Genomic DNA, 17,299 nt, shown 5'->3' with positions numbered 1-17,299 from the left:
TCGTGTTTGGCACAAGTCTGGGGCGGTGGAGAAAACGTGTGCCTCCCCCAGCGTTGTCGTGGCCGGGGCAGTGCGCTGCTCCCCCGTCCCTGAAGCCGTTTCAATGTGACGCAGGGCTACGGGCAAGGCACAGGCCCGGAGCACTGCCCCGCTATCTGGGGGGTCGGGGCCAGCTCTGCGGGCAGGGCCGGGTCCGTTGTGGGGACAAAGCCGTTCTGGCCTTGCGGCGCGGCGGACGACAAGGGCGGGCTTTGCCCCTGATTTCGTGCCGCGTTCCCTCCCTGCCGGGTCAGCATGCTGGGCAGGCCGTGGTATTCAAAGAAAGGCACAGCCTGGCCGCCGGAAAGAAAAATGTGCGCCTTGTTGCGCAACAGACGGAAGCGCAGCCAGAAGTGGTCGGGCCACCAGGCCGCCAGCCCCGTGGGCGGCTGGGCTTGCTGCGCGCCTTCCAGGGCCTGCGCCATGCTTTGGCCCTGGTCCAGGAGCTCCATCATGCGGGCCGTCTTGTATACGTCAGCCTCGTTTTCCGCCACGGGGTAGAAGGCTACGTCCACATGGCCGGAAAGGACGCGGATGCCCTCGCGGCAGCTGGGGCAGGACGGAGAAAAGAACATGTGGACCGTGGCTTCCTCGCCGTTGTCGGTCAGGGGCCAGACCTGCGCCAGACTGCGGGCCACTGCGCCTACGTTGACGATAAACAGCACCAGCCAGACCGCCAGCAGCACCGAGCGCCCCGGCCGTGAAGCGCGGTTGCGCGTCGCCGTTGCCTGCCTGAAACCCAGGTAGAGCAAGGCAAAAAATACGGCGGCTACCAGACAGCTTACGCAGGGGGCGGTGAAGGCCATGAGGGCGAGCAGAAACACATCGCCCAGCAGGGCGAGCCCGGCCAGGGCGCGACCGGCTGCGGCCTGCCCCAGCAAGGCCAGCCCCGCCAAGGCGGCGAAGACGCCTGCGCCCAGCCACCACAGAGGGATGCCGGCGATGGCGCTGTCCTGATACAAGGAACAGCCCGCCGTAACGCAGATGCTGACTTCGTTGCCCAGAGCGCTCCAGGTGCTGAAGGCCGTGGCCAGCAGGGCAAGACACAAGGGACCAATGAGAATTTCGTGGGGGCGGTTCATGACCTACCTGTGGCTGGAAATGTGGACTGCGGACGCGCCGGGATGACGGATGTCCCTCTCCCTATAGGCTGTTTTGTGCCTTGCGTAAAGATGGGCGCACCAAGGCCGCCGTCACGGCGGGAACCACTTCGGTTATAGTTGGCCGGATGCGCCTTGTCCCAGCTGCGGCGACCCAATGTCGTAACTCTCACTGCTTTGGCCGACGCTTTACAGTACGGCTTCCACTCTGGCGCGCGCTGCCAGCGCGGGGCTGCTCAGGCTGCTCACGGCGTCTAGAAGAAACATGCGGAAGCTGCCCGGTCCGCCTTTATCGGGGGCAGATTGCGCCGCAGCTATTTCGCCGGCTACGCCCATAATTGTCATGGCGCAGAGGCAGGCCTCCGGGGCTTTGTCCGGGGCGGCGCCCAGACAACAGCCCGTGACGGCGGCGGCCATGCATCCCGCGCCGGTGATGCCCGTCAGGCGCGCGTTGCCGTTGCGTACGGCCCAGACCGCAGTGGGGCAGGCCACCAGGTCGATGGGGCCGCTTGCCACCACCACAGCGCCCGTGCGGGCGCTCAGGCCGGCGGCCATGCGGGCGCTGGCCGTCAGGTTGGCTTCTGTAACCAGGGTATCGTCCCCGGCGTCCACGCCCCTGGCGGCCACGGCACTGCCGGCCAGAAAGCGAATTTCCGCGCTGTTGCCCTTGATGGCCGCAAAACGGACCTCGCCCAGCAGGCGGGCCAGGGCGTTGTTGCGCAAATCCGAAGCGCCGGCGCCTACGGGGTCCAGCACCACGGGTTTGCCCAGGGCGTTGGCCCGCTTGCCGGCGGCCAGCATGGCCGGCACGGTGTGCCGGTTGAGGGTGCCGATATTGATGACAAGGGCCGCGCTTATGGCCACGATCTGCTCCACTTCGTCGGGATCGTCGGCCATGATGGGCGAACCGCCCAAGGCCAGGATCATATTGGCGCAGTCGTTGACCGTCACATAGTTGGTGATGCTGTGCACCACGGGCGTCGTGCGGCGCGCGGCGTCCAGAATCTGCGCAAAACCGTTCATGCTGTTCTCCTCCCGGGCCATCGACGCAGGGTGCTGGCATGCTCTTCCGGCGACTGTGGCGATCAAGATAGCGCCGCGCCGCTGGTTTGCCAAGGCGGCGCGGCAGTCGCGCGCAGATCAGGGCTTGATGTAGGCAAAGCCTTTGCGCTGCAGGCGCACAATTTCCACCAGGCCGGCAGGCACCACCTGGCAGCCAGGCCAGAGGTCGTCCGGGGTAAGGTTGTTGTCGGCCAGGGCGTTGGCGCAGAGTCGGATGTGCAGGCCCTTGGCCTGCAGGGGGGCGGCCAGAGCCGCGCCGTCGGCGTTGTGCAGCACAAACTGGCGCACCCCGGGACCGTTGGCCACCAGCACCAGCTGGAAAATCTGGTCCGGCAGGGCCTTCAGATAATTGAAGGCGTTTTTGAGCGTCAGGCGCAGGGCGGCGGGGTCGTCGGCGTCCATATGCAGACAGAGGTCATAGTTCATTGTGGATACTCCCTGGGCTTGGGGGTTCGGAACGGTGAACAGCCTTCCCGAAAAGGGGTTCCGCACCCCTCTTGTCGTGGTACCAGAGCGGCGCGGCCTTGCCAAGTGGCCTGGCTGCAGTAGAGTTGCGAATGTTTCTTGCTTACAGGCAAAGAGCTGCGTATAGTAATCGCATGAGTTTGTGCCGCAGCGATCATAGGTTCTGTGCCCTCCTGCCGCGCCGCCGCTGCTGTGGTGGTTTGTCGGCGCGGGCGCGGCGGACCTGGGCTTTGCTGTGGCTTTTGCTCTGGCCGGTGCTGGGCGGCTGCGGCCTGCTTGCCACCAAGGACGCCGCGCCGTCCGATCCCGCGGCTGCCGGAGCGGGGCAGTCCGGTGGGGACGCGGCCAAGGACGAAGCCGCCTGGGAGGGCGAGCCCATCCCCTATAAGGTCAGGATTGTGGTGCGGGAGCCCGTTGACAAGGAAGCTGGGGGGCTGGCCGACAAAATGCGCGGCCTGAGCCAGCTGGAGCAACTCGTCAAAGAGCCGCCGGACAGTCTGTTGGCCCTGGAGCGGCGCGCCCGTCTGGATGTGGACACGGCGGGGCAGCTCCTGCAGTCCCAATGCTATTACGAGGGCACGGCCGCCTTCAGTCTGGACCAGGAAGCCAGGCCCGTGACGGTGACCCTGTCCCTGCAGCCCGGGCCGCGCTACACGCTGGGCGCGGCGGACGTGATCTATGAGCCGGAACCCGTGCTGCCCGAGGCTTTTCGTAACCGCGTGCGTGAAACGGGCTTCTGGGGGTGGGAGACGGAGCCCGTGCCGCCGCCCAAATTTCCCCGCACCCTGCCCGGCGTCCTGGTGGGGGAGCCGGTGACGGCTTCAGACATGCTGGCGGCGGTGGAGGCCCTGCCCCAGAGGCTGCAAAAGCGGGGCTACCCCCTGGCCGCAGTGGCGGACGCTCATTACAGCCTGGACAGGGAAAAACGGCAGCTGCTGGCGCGCATTGTGATCCGCACCGGGCCCCCTGCACTCATGGGCGGGGTGACGGTGCGCGGCAATGAGGACGTCAGCGCGGCCTATGTGCAGCGTCTGGCCCCCTGGCAGCCGGGGGAAGACCCCTGGAACGCGGATAAGGTGGAAGACTACGCCAACCAACTGCGCGCCCTGGGCATTTTTCGCACAGTGGAGGCCCGACCGCAGACAGCGGCCCTTGCCGCCGGTGCGGATGGCGGGGCGCGGTCCGGAGCCGACGGTCTGGCCGTGCTGCCCGTGGAAGTGGAGGTGGCCGAGGCCCCCTTCCGCTCCGTGGGCGGCAGTGCCCGCTATGATACAGATACGGGCCTGGGCGTGGAAGGCTTCTGGCAGCACCGCAATCTCTTCGGCAACGGCGAAAAGCTCACTCTTACCGCGCCCATAGCCACCGAAACCCAAGGCCTTAAAGCGGCTTTCGAGAAGCCTGCTTTTTTTGGCCGGGAGCAGCGCCTGCTGGGTTCGGCCTCGGCCCTGCGCGAAAACACCCAGGCTTACGAAAAGATCGCCGGCAACGCCGGGGCGGATGTGGAGCGCCGTCTTTCCCGGCACTGGTGGGGCAGTCTGGGGCTGGGCGGCGAGAGCGGTTCCATCAAGGATAATGAGCGCGACGCCCAGGGCTACGGTTTTTTTGGCCCGCGCGCAGGCCTGCGGCGCGATTCGCGCAACAATATCCTCAATCCTACGCGCGGTTCGGAACTTTTTGTCAAGTTCCGGCCGTACACAGGCTTTTATGAGGAATCTTTCAACGCCCTGGGCGGCAGCGTGGGCGGCAGCGCTTATTATGCGCCTTTTCGCACGGCTAAGGGGCGACCGGACGATGTTCTGGTTCTGGCGGGCCGGGTGGAGGCCGGGGGCCTTGCGGGCGCGGATCTGCGCACCATCCCCGCCAGCCTGCGCTACTATTCGGGCGGAGCGGGGTCTGTGCGGGGCTACGCCTACCAGTCGCTGGGCCCGCGCGACAGCGGGGGCGACCCCCTGGGCGGCCGCTCCTACCAGGTGGTCAACCTGGAGGCCCGCTTTAAAGTGGCGGAAAACGTCGGCCTGGTGCCCTTTCTGGACGGCGGCATGGTCTACAGGGACGAACTGCCGCGCATTTTGGGCGACATGAACTGGGGCACGGGTCTGGGCCTGCGCTACTACACGCCCATAGGCCCCCTGCGCCTGGACGTGGGCGTGCCCCTGCAGCCTGTTGACGGCGACCCGCCCGTACAGGTCTACATAAGTATAGGACAGTCTTTCTGATGGCGGCTCCCACTCCTCCCCGCTTTCCGGACGCCAGCCCCGACGTCCGTCCCCCGCAGCCGTCGGCTCCCGTCGGCCCACCGGCTTCCGGCCCGGCCCGGCCCCCTGTCCGGCCCCGCGCCTGGTGGCGGATCTGGCGCGTCCTGTGGCGTGTGCTGGCGGGCCTGGTGCTGCTGCTCGCCCTGGTTGCGGTCGGCGCGGTGCTGGCCCTGCGCAGCCCTGCGGTGCAGGGCTGGCTGGTGGAACGGATCAATGCCGCCCTGGACCGGCCTGTCACCCTGGACGCCGGTTCTGTTCCGCCGCCCGGCGCGCCTGCGGAAGCGCCCGCCGCGCCGGAAGGTCTGCGCGTGCGCATCACCAGTCTTGCGGGCCCGCTGCCCTTCGGCGCACAGCTGGGGCTGGAGCTGTACGACGGCCAGGGCCTCTGGCTGCGGGTGCCCAGCGTGCGCTTTGTCTGGGACTGGCAGGCCCTGCCGGGGGCTTTGCGCATTGCGGAACTGCGCGTGCAGAATGCGACATTGCTGCGGCGGCCACAGCTGCCGCCCGGCCCGCCGCCGGAGCCTGCGCCTCCGCTCACTGAAGCGGGCTTGCGGCAGTTGTTGGGGCAAGCGGTGCGGGCAGCGGCGCAATTGCCCGGCTGGCTGCCCCAGGTGCGCCTGGAGGAAGTGGCCCTGGAAAACGCGCGTCTGCCCGCTGACCTGCTGGGCGCAAGCCTGCCGCCCGCGCCCGGGCCGTCTGCATCGGCGCTGTCCGGGCCGGAGAACAGTTCATCGGAGCAAGGGGCGGCTGCAAAGAGCCCGTCGGCGAAGGTTGCGCCCGAAAAACTGACGTCCGAAAACAACGCAGCAGCACAGGCCACACCCGTCGGCGACGGGGCGGCCCTTGCAAATCCGGCCCCGGCCGCGCCGCAGACTTTACGCGTGGATCTGACACTGCAGGCGCAGGCGGGGACGGCAGGCGCGCACCTGCGCGCCATGGCCACGCTGGCCCCAACCACGGGCGCGGCCTTCTTTTTGAGCGGCGCCGTCTGCGCCGCCGCGTCACTGCAGGCGGAAGCGGCTTTGACCCCGGTCCGGCAGGGGGCGCGCGCGTCCCTCAAGGCCACGGCCTCCCTTACGGCCGCCCTGACCCCGGCACCCGCCGGAACCGCGTCGCAGGCCGCCGGCCTGCCCGCCGCTGTACTGGCCCAAGGCGCGGCCCTGACCTTGGGCCTGGAGGGCGGGCTCACCGCACCTGAGGACGCGGGTCCGGCCACAGGGCTTTCCGCCGGGCTTACAGCGTTGCGCCTGACTGCGGGGCCGCTGCAGGTGGACGGCCACGCCGTCTGGACCAGCCCGACCACAGGTTCCTGGCTGAGCGGCCCTCTGGATCTGGCCTTGGGCGTGGGCCTGACCCCGCCTGCCGCGGCAACTCCGGCGACCACAACCACGCAGGCAGTATCCGCTCCAGCTTCGGGCGAGGCGTCCGCCGTTGCCGCCGCGCAGGGCGTCGCCTCACCCCTGGATATGCTGGGCGCGCCCCTGCGCCTGGACCTGACCGCCCAGGGGCCGCTGGCAGCGCCCCGCACCCTGCTCACGCTGGACTGTGCAAGTGTGCGCGCCGGGGGCCACAGCCTGACAGGCACAACCCTGCGGCTTGCGGCCGAGCCCCTGCGCTGGACAGCGCTGCTGCCGACGCCGACCGACGTCGCGGCTCCCGCCGAAAGTGCGCAGGTCAGTGCCTCCGGTAGTACGGCGGCCGCAGTTTTGCAACCTGTCTCCGCGGCCGGGGAGCGGGGCAACGGACCGGATGAGCCCGATGCCGCGCCCGTTGTTGCGCCCGTCGCGACCGGGGCTTCTTCGTCGGCCGCCGCTCCGGAGCTGACCGTGACTCTGGACCTTGTTGGCGCGCTGGACGGGCGGGCACTCAAAACCCATGCCGTGCTTTTTGCTGCGCGCGCGGGCACGGACCTGCGTGCGGGGCTGCGTGAACTTTCCAGCCTGACGGCGGGTGTGGCGGCTACAGGCGCTGTGTGCGCCGTACTGCCGCAGGGCAACCCCTACCCCGCGCTGGACGGGGAGCTGAGCGTGCGCGTGGCCGACTGGCAGGCCCTTGCCGCTCTGCTGCCCGGCGCACGCCTTTCCGGCGAGGCGGCCCTTTCCCTGCAGCTGCGTTCCCAGGCCGCTACTTCCTCCGGTTCTTCCACGGATGCGTTCCGCCCCCCGGCGGCGCAGCCGTCTGCGGCCACAGCGGTGGCGCAGGCCGTTCCACCGTCTCCCGCCCCGCAGCCTTCAGGGCTGCAGACGTCCTCCTTGCCGTCGACGTCCACCGCGCCCGTCGCCCCCGTGCCCGCAGTGCAGGAGGTGACGTTGGGCTGGCGCGTGCCGCGTCTTGTCTACACGGCGGCGGGGGCGGAGCCTTTGCAGGTGCGTGGGCTTGCGGGCACGGTGCGGCTGGCGGACCTCTGGGGCAAGGCCCTGGCCGAGGCCAGCCTGGACCTGACGGAGTTGCGGCAGGCCGCCTTGCAGCTGGGGGCGCATCTGCGCGCCCAGGGTTCACTGCACGGCCCCCTCAACGCCGAACTGCGGACCAGCGGCTTTGTGGTCGCGCATACGGCCTTGCGCTGGCAGCCCGGCAGCGTTGTGGTGGACCGCCTGGAGGCCCGCCTGGAGAAGAAAAAGCTGGGCTTCACGGCGGCTCCCGGTTTGCAGCTGCGCTATGGCGAGGACGGCTTCGGCCTGGAGGGCCTGGACTTGCGGCTCAGCCCTTCGGGGCGGCTGCGGGCGCAGGGCAGCAAGGACGCAACGGGGATGACGGCGCGGCTCTCTCTGGAAAATCTGGATTTGACCCCCTGGCGAACCCTGGCGGAGGCCGTGCCCGAAGGCGTGGTGGCGGCGCAGGTCCAGTTCAGCGGCAAGGCCGCTGCCCCTGGCGGCGACCTGCGCCTGGAGGTGCGGGATCTGCGGCTGCCCAACAGCCCGCTCAAGCCCCTGCATTTGACCCTTACAGGCAAGATAGAGCGCGGCGGTGGGGATGCCCTGGCCCTGCGTCTGCTGTTGGACCCGGAAAGCGTGCGGGCTCTGGGCGGCAGCGTTTGTCGGTTGGAGGCGCGTTTGCCTCTGCGGTTTGGGCCGGACGGTCTGCCTACGCCGGATATGCACGGCCCCCTGAGAGGGGTGGTGCGTTGGAAGGGGGCGGTGGGGCCGCTTTGGAGCCTGGCGCCCGTGGCGGACCAGCGCCTGGGCGGACAGCTGGATCTTTCTCTGGATTTGGGCGGCAGTCCGGCAGCCCCGGCGGTCAAGGGTTTTGTGCAGATGGACGGCGGCCGCTACGAAAATGTGCAGCTGGGCGCGCAACTGCAGGACATCAACCTGCGGGTGGATCTGGAACAGCAAGGCATGAAGCCGGGCAAGGCCCGTCTGCGTCTGGCCGCGGCCGACGGCCTTGGCGGCAGCCTGCGGGTCACGGGCCAGGCCGGCCTGGACGGTGCGGGCCTGGATATTGTGACGGTTCTGGACCGGCTGCGGCCTTTGCGGCGGCGCGACGTGCGCGTGGACCTTTCTGGCCGAGTCGCGGTAACGGGCACGGCTGCGGCCCCGGAAGTGCGCGGTGAAGTGCGCGTGAATCAGGGCGAAGTCTGGCTGAACAAGCTGGCGGTAACGGGCACGGTGACCACCCTGCCCCTCAGCGAGGCTCCGGCCCCGGCGGCGGCCAAATCCGCCGCATCTCCGCCTTCAACCAAGGGCGCGCCACCGGCCAAAGCCACAGAGCCCGCCGGTTTGCTGGACCTGCGCCTGGTCATGCCCGGCCGGTTTTCCGTGGAAGGGTACGGGCTGAAGAGCGTCTGGCGGGCTGACATGCATGTGGGCGGTACGCCCGCCGCGCCCATCATTGACGGTCAGGTGGAGGCGGCCAGAGGCAGCCTGGACTTCATGGGCAAAAATTTCAAGTTGTCGCGCGGCCGGGTGGGCTTTGCCGGCGGTTCGCCCGGCAACCCCATGCTGGATCTGCTGCTGAGCAATGAAACGCCGGAGCTTACGGCCTACATTGCCCTCACTGGCACCGCGCGCAAACTGCAGCTGGCGCTGCGTAGCGAGCCGGAAATGCCCAGGGACGAGATCCTGGCCCAGATTTTGTTTGGCAAGAGCACCAGTGAACTGGGGCGGCTGGAAAACCTGCGCCTGGCCGCAGCCGTGGCCCAGTTGGCCGGTTTTGGCAGCGGCGGCGGGGGCAGCTTTTCAGATTTGGGTCGCAAGACGCTGGGCGTGGATGTGCTGCGCCTTAATACGGACAGCGGGCGGAGCACGTCCGGCGGGTCCGGCGAGAACAGTGAGGATATGACCGCCGGCGCTTCTGTGGAAATGGGCAAATACCTTACAGAAGAGCTTTATGTGGGCGTACAGCAGGGCATGAAGCAGGGCAGTACCGCCTTCATCATCCAATGGGAGCTGACCTCGCGCGCCAACCTGGAGCTGCGCACGGAAGAGGGCGGCACCTGGGGCGGCTTTCGCTGGAAGTACAATTACTGAGCGCGTTGCCCGCGCGGTTCGGGGCTTTTCAACTTTGAAAGGCCTTGGCGGTTGTGTAAGCAGGTGCCCGTCACGCAGGTTAAGCGCAATGTCTTTGTGTCGTTAAGCGCTAACGAGCGTGTCGTAAACTTTGAGAAGACAATTCCCAAGGGTGCGCTGCTCTAGAGCCGTTAGCGAATGAAATGAGCTAACGGCTCTGCAAGGATTTTCTTGAAAATCCTTGCCACGAAATGCGAGAAGGCAGGCTTTTGCCTGCCGTAAGCGAGCATTTCAAGTGTTAAATGCTCTAGGGGCCGGGTGGGACCGAAGAGCTGACTATACAGCAGTTGCGGCCCTGGTCCTTGGCCTCATACATAGCCCTGTCCGCCCGGTCTACCCACTGTTCCAGACTTTCGTTGGGGGCGCGTACGGCCACGCCGATGCTGACGGTCATGGTCAGGCCCTTGGGCATGGGTTCGGCTTCCACGGCCAGGCGGATGCGTTCGGCCGCGTTGTGGGCCGCCTCCAGGGGCATGTCCGGCATGAGGACGACAAACTCTTCACCGCCGTAGCGGGCCAGCACGTCGGATTTGCGCAGGTTTTGCATCACCACATGGGTGGTCCGCTGCAGCACCGCGTCGCCTACGGCGTGGCCGTGCTGGTCATTGACGGCCTTGAAGCCGTCCAGGTCAAAAAAGAGCATGGCCAGGGGGCGGCCGCTCCGTTCCGCCAAGGCTATTTCTTTGCGAGCCTCGGCATACAGGTACAGCCTGTTGTGCGTCTTGGTCAGATAGTCGTGGGTGCTGAGGAATCTGATTTCCTGTTCCCTGCGTTTGCGTTCTTCAATATTGCGGCTGACGCCCACCGCTTCCACGTCTCCTTCCTGATTGATCAGATATTTGACTTTGTATTCTACCCACACGGCGCTGCCGTCCACGCGATACTGCTGAATTTCACTCTGTGAAACGGGTTCTGTAGTGGGGTTTTCCCGCAACTTGCGCACGGCATTCTGCATATTGCGTTTAATGTTGTCCAGATACTGCGGCAGTACAATATTATGAAGAGGCATGGTGAGCAGAGTTTCGGCCTCCTGCCCGGTGAGCTGCTTGAGGCCAGGGCTTGCATAGAGAAATCGTCTCTTGCTGACATTGTACATCCAGATGAAGTCCACGGTATTTTCGGTAATAAAGCGGAATTTTTTTTCGCTTTCGTCCAGGGCCTGGAGGAGCTTTTCCAGCCTCTGGTTTTTTTCGTGGATTTCAGACACCCTTTTGGCGTTCTGATTGAGCAGGTTCTGCATTTTGAGATTGCCCTCAATGAGGGCGCGCATTCGTTCAATAAGTTCAGTGACTTCTTGCGAAAAGTGGTGTTCTTTGCTGTCCAGCAGGCAAATGGTGCCAAAGGGCGTGCCGTCCGGGTAGCGCACGGGAAAGCCCAGGTAGGCCACCATGTGGCGAGCCAGGTCGGGATTATGGTCCCATTGGGGGGATTGCAGCGCGTCCGGAACCTGCAAAGCCTGCTGCGACCGGATGACGTGCTCGCAGTAGAGCCCGGAGTCGGGCAGGCTGGTCGTTTCGCCCGCCCGGTAGGGATTACCCTTGGTGCGGCTGGAAACCAGCACGGTGAGGGTGTTGTCCCGCAGACCCATGATGAGGCCCACGGGCACCTTGGCGATATGGGCAATGAGGTCGACGATCCTCTGCCATTCCGGCAAAAGCTCTGTGGACAAAGTCTGGTTCATGGCGCGGTTCCTGCAAGCCGGGTGTGTAAAACGTTTGAACTGAGAATGATATCTAGGAAGTATTCGACCCGTCAAGACCGAAGCGCCGCACGGAGGAGCGGAACGGGCGGATGCGCGTCAAGGCGAGTCATGGAGCAGATTACCTTTGAGAATATGTCTTCTCAAAGTTTACGGCACGCTCATTCCGGCGCTTACCCGCGCAAAGACATTGCGCTGCTGTCCTCATCCGCAGCGCCCGCGTCACAACAGCTGCAGCTGTGCTTGTGCCTCTATGGCGGGCGTCTGCTTCCGCAACCGCCAGGGCATTGCAGCGCTGCAATGCCCTGGATGTGCCGGCTGCCTTAGAGCGCTGCGGTCAGATGGGCAGCCGCATAACGCAGTACATGTCGTTGCGGTAGCGATTGTCGCGTTTGTATTCGCGGTAGCCGCGCGAACGCGCGCAGCCCATGGCGTAGAGCACGCCCGCCTGCGATTCGAGATAGGAACGGCTTTCGCCTTCGTCCAGGGTCAGCCATTCCTTGTGGAGGCGATAGGTCGCGCCCGGAGGCAGGTCCGGCAGAGAAGAGGCGATGACGGTGCCCCCGGCATCCACAAACAGGCCCGCAGCGCCCTTGCGCACCACGCCTTGCGCGTCTTTGGGCAGGGTTTCCTGCAGCATGCCGCCAAACTGGGGCAGGGCGTCGAACACAATGCCTATGCCGCCCACGGGCCTGCCCCCCTGCAGAGGAAAGACCGGCGCGCTGTAGATGTAGGTCGGCTGCGGCTCGCCTGCAGGATGGTAGAGATCGGTGGGCCGAAAGGCGGAAACGGCGTAGTCTTCCGGGTGGTCCAGGCTCAGGGTTCGGCGTGCGTAGTCTTCGGCCACCTGGCTGCCGTAGCGGAAGCGTTCCGCCTCCTGCGAACAGGCCAAGATGTTCCCTTGGGCGTTGTAGAGGAACAGGTTGGCATAGACTGTGTAGTAGCTGTTGATGTAGGCGAGGATGCCTTCCAGTTGCCGCAGATCCTGCGGGTCCAGGGCGGGCTTGGCCAGAGCGGCGCGGAAGTCGCGGGTCAGGGCCCACCAGCGGCAGTCGTTGGCGCGCTCGTAAAGGTTGCGGTCCATGATTTCCACGGTGATGGAGGCCAGAAAGGCCGCGTCGCGCAGGCGCGAGGCCGTAACCGTATTGAGCAGCCCGTCGGTAAAATAGTGGAATTCGCGTTCCATCTGGCCGCCCATCTGGCGTACGGCGTCCAGAATGGGCGGCAGGGCCTGGGCCGCGCCGCGTTCTTCTTCCTTGGCGTTGGAGCTTTGGCGGGCGGCCATGATCTGCCCATTCTGGGCGGCCAGAGTCAGGTCGCCCAGCACATCCCCGGCCTGTTCTTCAATGCTGATGAGCTGGCTGGAAAATTCGGCTTCGCGCCGCACCAGGGCCGTATCCAGGCCGGTTTCCGCACGGCGGCGGGCAAAGGCGCTGTAGGCCCCGCGCAGCACATGCGCCTGCCAGTGCTGGCCCGTATAACCCTGATAGCCCGCTGAACTTCGGGTTACCGCCAGCCCCGTTTCGTTGCCGAAGCGGGTCACGGCATAGCCGTCCTGGGGCGAAGGGCGGTAGCGGCGGCCCAAGGGGGCCAGGGCCTTGTCGCTGCCGGCAAAGGCTGTGCCCTGGTCGTCCAGCAGCAGAATGACCATGTCGTCGGCAAAGCGGGACAGCCCGGCGAAAAGATCCGCCACCTCGCCGTCCATATCAAAGACCAGGCAAAGCACGCCCAAAGGAGCGCTTTCGCCTTCCGCACGGATGGCGTGGGCGTAGACCAATGCCGCACGGCCGTCCAGAACCAGATCCGTCTGGCCGAAGGCTTCCACATATTCATGCGAGGCCAGGGCCTGGGCGATAAGCGGGTCGCACGAACGGCGTACGGGCCGGCGCGTGTCCAGCTGCACGCGCACATTACCGTTGGGGTCCAGAATGAGAATATCCTGGTACACCGTGTAGTTGGCGCGATAGGCGGCCAGCCGCTCGCGCATGGCTGCCGCGTCCGGCCGGGGATGACAGAGAAAATGGACAATATCCGCGTCGGTGGCCAAAAAACTCACGTCCGCCGTGCGTTCGTAGAGATTACGCTTGATGATGTCAATGGCCACCTGGGCCACGGGGGCCATTTCCCGGATAGCCCTGTCCAAAGATTTTTCGGCCAGCATGGCGGAGAGGTTTTGCCGCAGGGCGGCAAAGGTGTCTCTGGTCTTGAAGATGAAGTCGAACAGGGTGGCCGCAATGGCGTTGCAGTTGATCTTGCCTGTCAGGGCAATCCAGGTCCACTTGCGTTCCAGCTGGGCAAAAACATCCTGGCAGCGCCGGATTTCCGGCATAAGGGGAAGGAGGGTCTTCAGCGAGGTCTGCGTGCGCGTTCCGGCGTCCGACATGGGGAACTCACTTTTTTGCGCGGCCGTAGAGCCGCATGAGGGATTGTCATTTTCAGCGTTGCGTCCGTTTGTCAGCAAAGGCCATGCCAATACGCCGTCGGCGCGGCAGCGGCCTTCGCCGCGTCATGCCCGCGCGTGGGGCTGCAATTATTTTGTACTGAAAAAACAAAATTGTATTGTTTTCGCAGTGGGCTGCGGCCGTGCAGCGTACGGATATAGAAGCCTCTCATCGACCGGGGGAGCCAAAGCATAAGGGGCAACAACGCGATTTGCGCAGATTTTTACTAAATGTCGTCTGCTGTGGCCTGTGTGGCGTCACCCTGGGGGTAATGGCATTGTGATTGCAGCCGAAAAGGAAAAGTGCAAAAAATATCCACGCAAACGTTTTTTTTACGCTGCCGGGTGCGGCCCGGATTTTGCCGACGGCCGTCCTGAAATATGCGCTGGAGAACGCCCATGAAATTGAGCACCAAGCTGGCCTTATCGTTTTGCTGCGTCATCACCGTGCTGCTGGTGCTTTCTGCGGCGGCGTTGCGCAATATTGCCGCCATGAACGAGCGCATCGACGAAATGGACGCCGTCTGGCTGCCCTCGGTCATTGCTATCCAGTCTATGAACGTGGACCTCAATGCCGTGCGGGCCGACCTGGCCTCTATCCTCTCGCAGACCTATGTGGATGAAATCCGCAAGTACGAAAAAAGTCTGGCCGCTTCCCTGGCGGACATCCAGAAGAACTATGCCCTCTATGCCACCCTTATTGACGTGCAGCCGGCGGCTTCGGACAGCCGCGACAAGGCGCTCATGGCCCGCATTGCCGATTTGTCCAAAGAAGAGGACGCCATCCGCGCCAAACTGGTCAAAAATATGCTGGACGGCCGTCGCGGCCCGGCTAACGCCCTGTTCAACAGCAAGTACCGGCCCGTATTCGACGAACTGGGCAAAACCTACGCCCAGGCCGTGGAGCTCAACGTCACGGGCAGCCGCGAAGTGGCGCGGCAGGCGGCGGAAATCGGCCAACGCGCCCGCCGCATGACGGTGGCCCTGGCCCTGGCCGCCGTGCTCATCAGCCTGGGCATTGCCTGGCGCATCACGCGTTCCGTGGGGCTGCAGTTGGGTAAGGATCCCGGCGAGCTGGCCGTCATTGCCCGGCGGGTGGCCGAAGGAGACTACAGCTATAACGACGACGGACCCAAGACCGGGGTGTACGCCCACATGACGGCCATGGTGGCGGCCCTGAAAAAACATATGGAACAGGCCCGCCGCGAATCGGAAAACGCGCGAGCCCAATCCCAAAAGGCCACGGCAGCTCTGCAGCAGGCCGAAGAAGCCGGGGAGCAGGCCGCGGAACGGACCCAGGCCATGCGCGAAGCTGCCCTGCGCCTGGAAGAAGTGGCCCAGGTGGTTTCTTCGGCCTCTTCCGTGCTGGCCGCGCAGATCGAGCAGTCCGACCGGGGCGCGCAGGAAACCTCGCAGCGCCTTTCCGAGGCCGCCACGGCCATGACCCAGATGAACGCCACTGTCCAGGAGGTGGCCAGAAACGCGGCCGCAGCCTCCGCAGCCTCTGCCGAAACCCGTGAAAAAGCCGAAAGCGGCGCTGCGGTGGTGCGCCGTTCGCTGCAGAGCATCGACGCCGTGCAGCACGTTTCTTTGGACCTCAAGGCAGATATGGCCCGACTGGAGGAGCATACCCAGGCCATCAGCCGCATTATGGGCGTTATTTCAGATATTGCGGATCAGACTAATCTGCTGGCCCTCAACGCCGCCATCGAGGCCGCCCGTGCCGGCGAGGCGGGTCGCGGCTTTGCCGTGGTGGCCGACGAAGTGCGCAAGCTGGCTGAAAAGACCATGGCCTCCACCCATGACGTGGGCGCGGCTATTCAGGCCATCCAGGGCAGCGCTTCACAGAGTGCGGCTTCGGCTGACAAGGCGGTGGAGCAGATCGGTGCGGCCACAAACTTTGCCCGTCAGTCCGGCGATGCGTTGGAGGCTATCGTCAGCACGGTGGAAACCACAGCTGACCAGGTGGGGGCCATTGCCGCGGCCAGTGAAGAGCAGTCCGCCGCCAGCGAGGAAATCAACCGCACCATGGGTCAGGTGAGCCAGATGTCCGCCCAGACCGCCCAGGCCATGACCGAAGCCGCCCGGGCCGTGGCCGACCTGGCCGCCCAGACCCGCAACCTTATGGACCTCATGGGCAGCCTGCGCGCCCAGTAGGGAAATCCCATGCCCAATCTTCTGCACACCGGTCTGGAACGTTACTTCACCCCGGAACAGCGCGCCCGACTCAGCGCCGCGCGGGTGGGCGTGGCCGGGGCCGGGGGCCTTGGCTCCAACGCCGCCCTCATGCTGGCCCGCTGTGGCCTGGGGCATCTGCTGCTGGTGGATCACGACCTGGTGGAGGCTTCCAACCTCAATCGCCAACAGTACTGGCCCCGCCATGTGGGCCGCCCTAAGGTGGAGGCTCTGGCCGAATTACTGTGCGAACTCAACCCCGATCTGGACGTCCAGACCCGCCAGGAACGCCTTACGCCCCAAAACCTGCCCGCAATCCTGCCCGTTTGCCCCATCTGGGTGGAAGCCCTGGACGGCCCGGACGATAAAAGCCTGCTGGTGGAAAACGCTTTGCTCTTGGACCGCCGCGTGGCCAGCGCCTCCGGCATGGGCGGCTGCGGCGGCGCGCCCATGAGCCGCCGCAGCTTGGGCAACCTTGTTCTTGTGGGCGATTTTACTACCGATATTCTTGTGGCCCCGCCTCTGGCCCCCCGCGTTACCGAAGCCGCCGCCCTCCTGGCCGACGCCGTACTTGAGATGATCCTGGACGGAGAATAGGCAGAGGGAAGGTTTTTTGTGGGGGGAAGGGAACTTTTGTGTACAAAAGTTCCCTTCCCCCCCACGCCCCCCATCCTTCAAAAAAACTTTTCTCTTTTAGAGTAGTTAACACTTGAAATGCTCGCTTACGGCAGGCAAAAGCCTGCCTTCTCGCATTTCGTGGCAAGGATTTTCAAGAAAATCCTTGCAGAGCAATTAACTCATTTCATTCGTAAACTGCTCTAAGTAACGGCACAGATGTGTCCTGTCGGCCCAAGGGCAGGGCGCTGTCCTGGCCTGGGTATGTCCTGCGCAGTGCTGTGGAGGAATGAAAGTTTTTGGTGGCGGGGGCGTGGGGGAGGCCCCTTTTTTCAAAAAAGGGCCTCCCCCACAAAAGTTATGTTGTCTGCAACGGTGTGGCCTGGGCGAGGCCGCGTTCCTGCAGCAGGGTAACGACCTTCCGGCAGAATTGGGGCAGCAGGGCGGCGGCCTGCGGGGTGAGTTCCGGCTGCATGGTGTGGTAGTCAAAGGGCTGCAGCCCCACGACAATGGCGTCCACCTTGTGCCCGGCCATTTGGCAGGTAATGAGGGTGTCCACCAGGTCGGTCTGGTGCATGGAATCGCGGAAGCTGAGGCTTTTGCGCAGGTCTTCGCCTTCAAGAAGGTAGGTGGCGCCGGGGGCTTCGGGGCCGAGCACCACGTCCAGCACCACGAGTTTGTCACAGTCCATGAGAGTGCTCATGAGCCTGAGGCCCATGGTGCCGCCGTCTTCCAGGCTGACGTGTTCCGGCCAGGCGTAGTGCTGCTGCAGGTATTCCACGGCGCGCACGCCAAAGCCTTCGTCGGTCATCAAAATGTTGCCCACGCCGAGGATGAGCACGCGCTGGTTGTTCATGGGCTGTCCTTGGAAAGGGATGTTTTGGGGGCGCAAAGCCCTGGCCGGTAAAAAAAGAGCGGGGGCCGGAGCCCCCGCTCGAGGG

10 protein-coding genes are annotated in these 17,299 nt (G+C 65.1%); 4 read left to right on the top strand and 6 right to left on the bottom strand.

Annotated elements, in window-relative coordinates:
- Positions 1–116: 116 nt before the first annotated feature.
- From J7I12_RS06575 to J7I12_RS06565, 3 genes are all read right to left on the bottom strand, one after another.
- Entirely contained in the window at positions 117–1,121 is a 1,005-nt protein-coding gene (locus tag J7I12_RS06575; RefSeq protein WP_288907904.1) for a hypothetical protein, read from the bottom strand.
- Positions 1,122–1,328: 207 nt separating this feature from the next.
- Entirely contained in the window at positions 1,329–2,162 is an 834-nt protein-coding gene (thiM, locus tag J7I12_RS06570) for a hydroxyethylthiazole kinase (protein WP_118229585.1), read from the bottom strand.
- 117 nt (positions 2,163–2,279) lie between these two features.
- Positions 2,280–2,627, bottom strand: coding sequence for a DsrE family protein (locus J7I12_RS06565; protein WP_288907905.1), 348 nt, complete (start codon positions 2,625–2,627; stop codon positions 2,280–2,282).
- Positions 2,628–2,896: 269 nt separating this feature from the next.
- Here J7I12_RS06565 and J7I12_RS06560 point away from each other — a divergent pair, with 269 nt between their 5' ends.
- The gene (locus tag J7I12_RS06560) at positions 2,897–4,882 is read left to right on the top strand and encodes an autotransporter assembly complex protein TamA (RefSeq protein WP_288907906.1); all 1,986 of its coding nucleotides are present in this window, start codon (positions 2,897–2,899) and stop codon (positions 4,880–4,882) included.
- Complete coding sequence (locus J7I12_RS06555) at positions 4,882–9,390, top strand: translocation/assembly module TamB domain-containing protein (RefSeq protein ID WP_302148801.1); 4,509 nt, start codon at positions 4,882–4,884, stop codon at positions 9,388–9,390. Before J7I12_RS06560 ends, J7I12_RS06555 begins: the two co-directional genes overlap by 1 nt.
- A 286-nt stretch (positions 9,391–9,676) precedes the next feature.
- Here the strand turns inward: J7I12_RS06555 and J7I12_RS06550 are convergent, their stop codons facing one another.
- Both J7I12_RS06550 and J7I12_RS06545 read right to left on the bottom strand, forming a co-directional pair.
- The gene (locus J7I12_RS06550) at positions 9,677–11,110 is read right to left on the bottom strand and encodes a diguanylate cyclase (protein WP_303192725.1); all 1,434 of its coding nucleotides are present in this window, start codon (positions 11,108–11,110) and stop codon (positions 9,677–9,679) included.
- Positions 11,111–11,465: 355 nt separating this feature from the next.
- The gene (locus tag J7I12_RS06545; protein WP_302549041.1) at positions 11,466–13,511 is read right to left on the bottom strand and encodes a cache domain-containing protein; all 2,046 of its coding nucleotides are present in this window, start codon (positions 13,509–13,511) and stop codon (positions 11,466–11,468) included.
- 456 nt (positions 13,512–13,967) lie between these two features.
- Between J7I12_RS06545 and J7I12_RS06540 the strand changes: the two genes are divergently transcribed.
- Both J7I12_RS06540 and thiF read left to right on the top strand, forming a co-directional pair.
- Complete coding sequence (locus J7I12_RS06540) at positions 13,968–15,725, top strand: methyl-accepting chemotaxis protein (protein ID WP_118230286.1); 1,758 nt, start codon at positions 13,968–13,970, stop codon at positions 15,723–15,725.
- A gap of 9 nt (positions 15,726–15,734) precedes the next feature.
- On the top strand, positions 15,735–16,340 hold the full coding sequence (thiF, locus tag J7I12_RS06535; protein ID WP_118230287.1) for a sulfur carrier protein ThiS adenylyltransferase ThiF: 606 nt from the start codon (positions 15,735–15,737) through the stop codon (positions 16,338–16,340).
- 376 nt (positions 16,341–16,716) lie between these two features.
- On the opposite strand, the gene J7I12_RS06530 is transcribed toward thiF, so the two are convergent.
- Complete coding sequence (locus J7I12_RS06530; protein WP_118230288.1) at positions 16,717–17,214, bottom strand: HyaD/HybD family hydrogenase maturation endopeptidase; 498 nt, start codon at positions 17,212–17,214, stop codon at positions 16,717–16,719.
- Positions 17,215–17,299 lie beyond the last annotated feature (85 nt).

Source organism: Desulfovibrio diazotrophicus (genome assembly GCF_902498985.2).
Classification (GTDB): Bacteria; Desulfobacterota; Desulfovibrionia; order Desulfovibrionales; family Desulfovibrionaceae; genus Desulfovibrio; species Desulfovibrio legallii.
The sequence above is the reverse complement of the archived record's forward strand: the minus strand, read 5'-3'. Positions and strand labels throughout refer to the sequence as shown.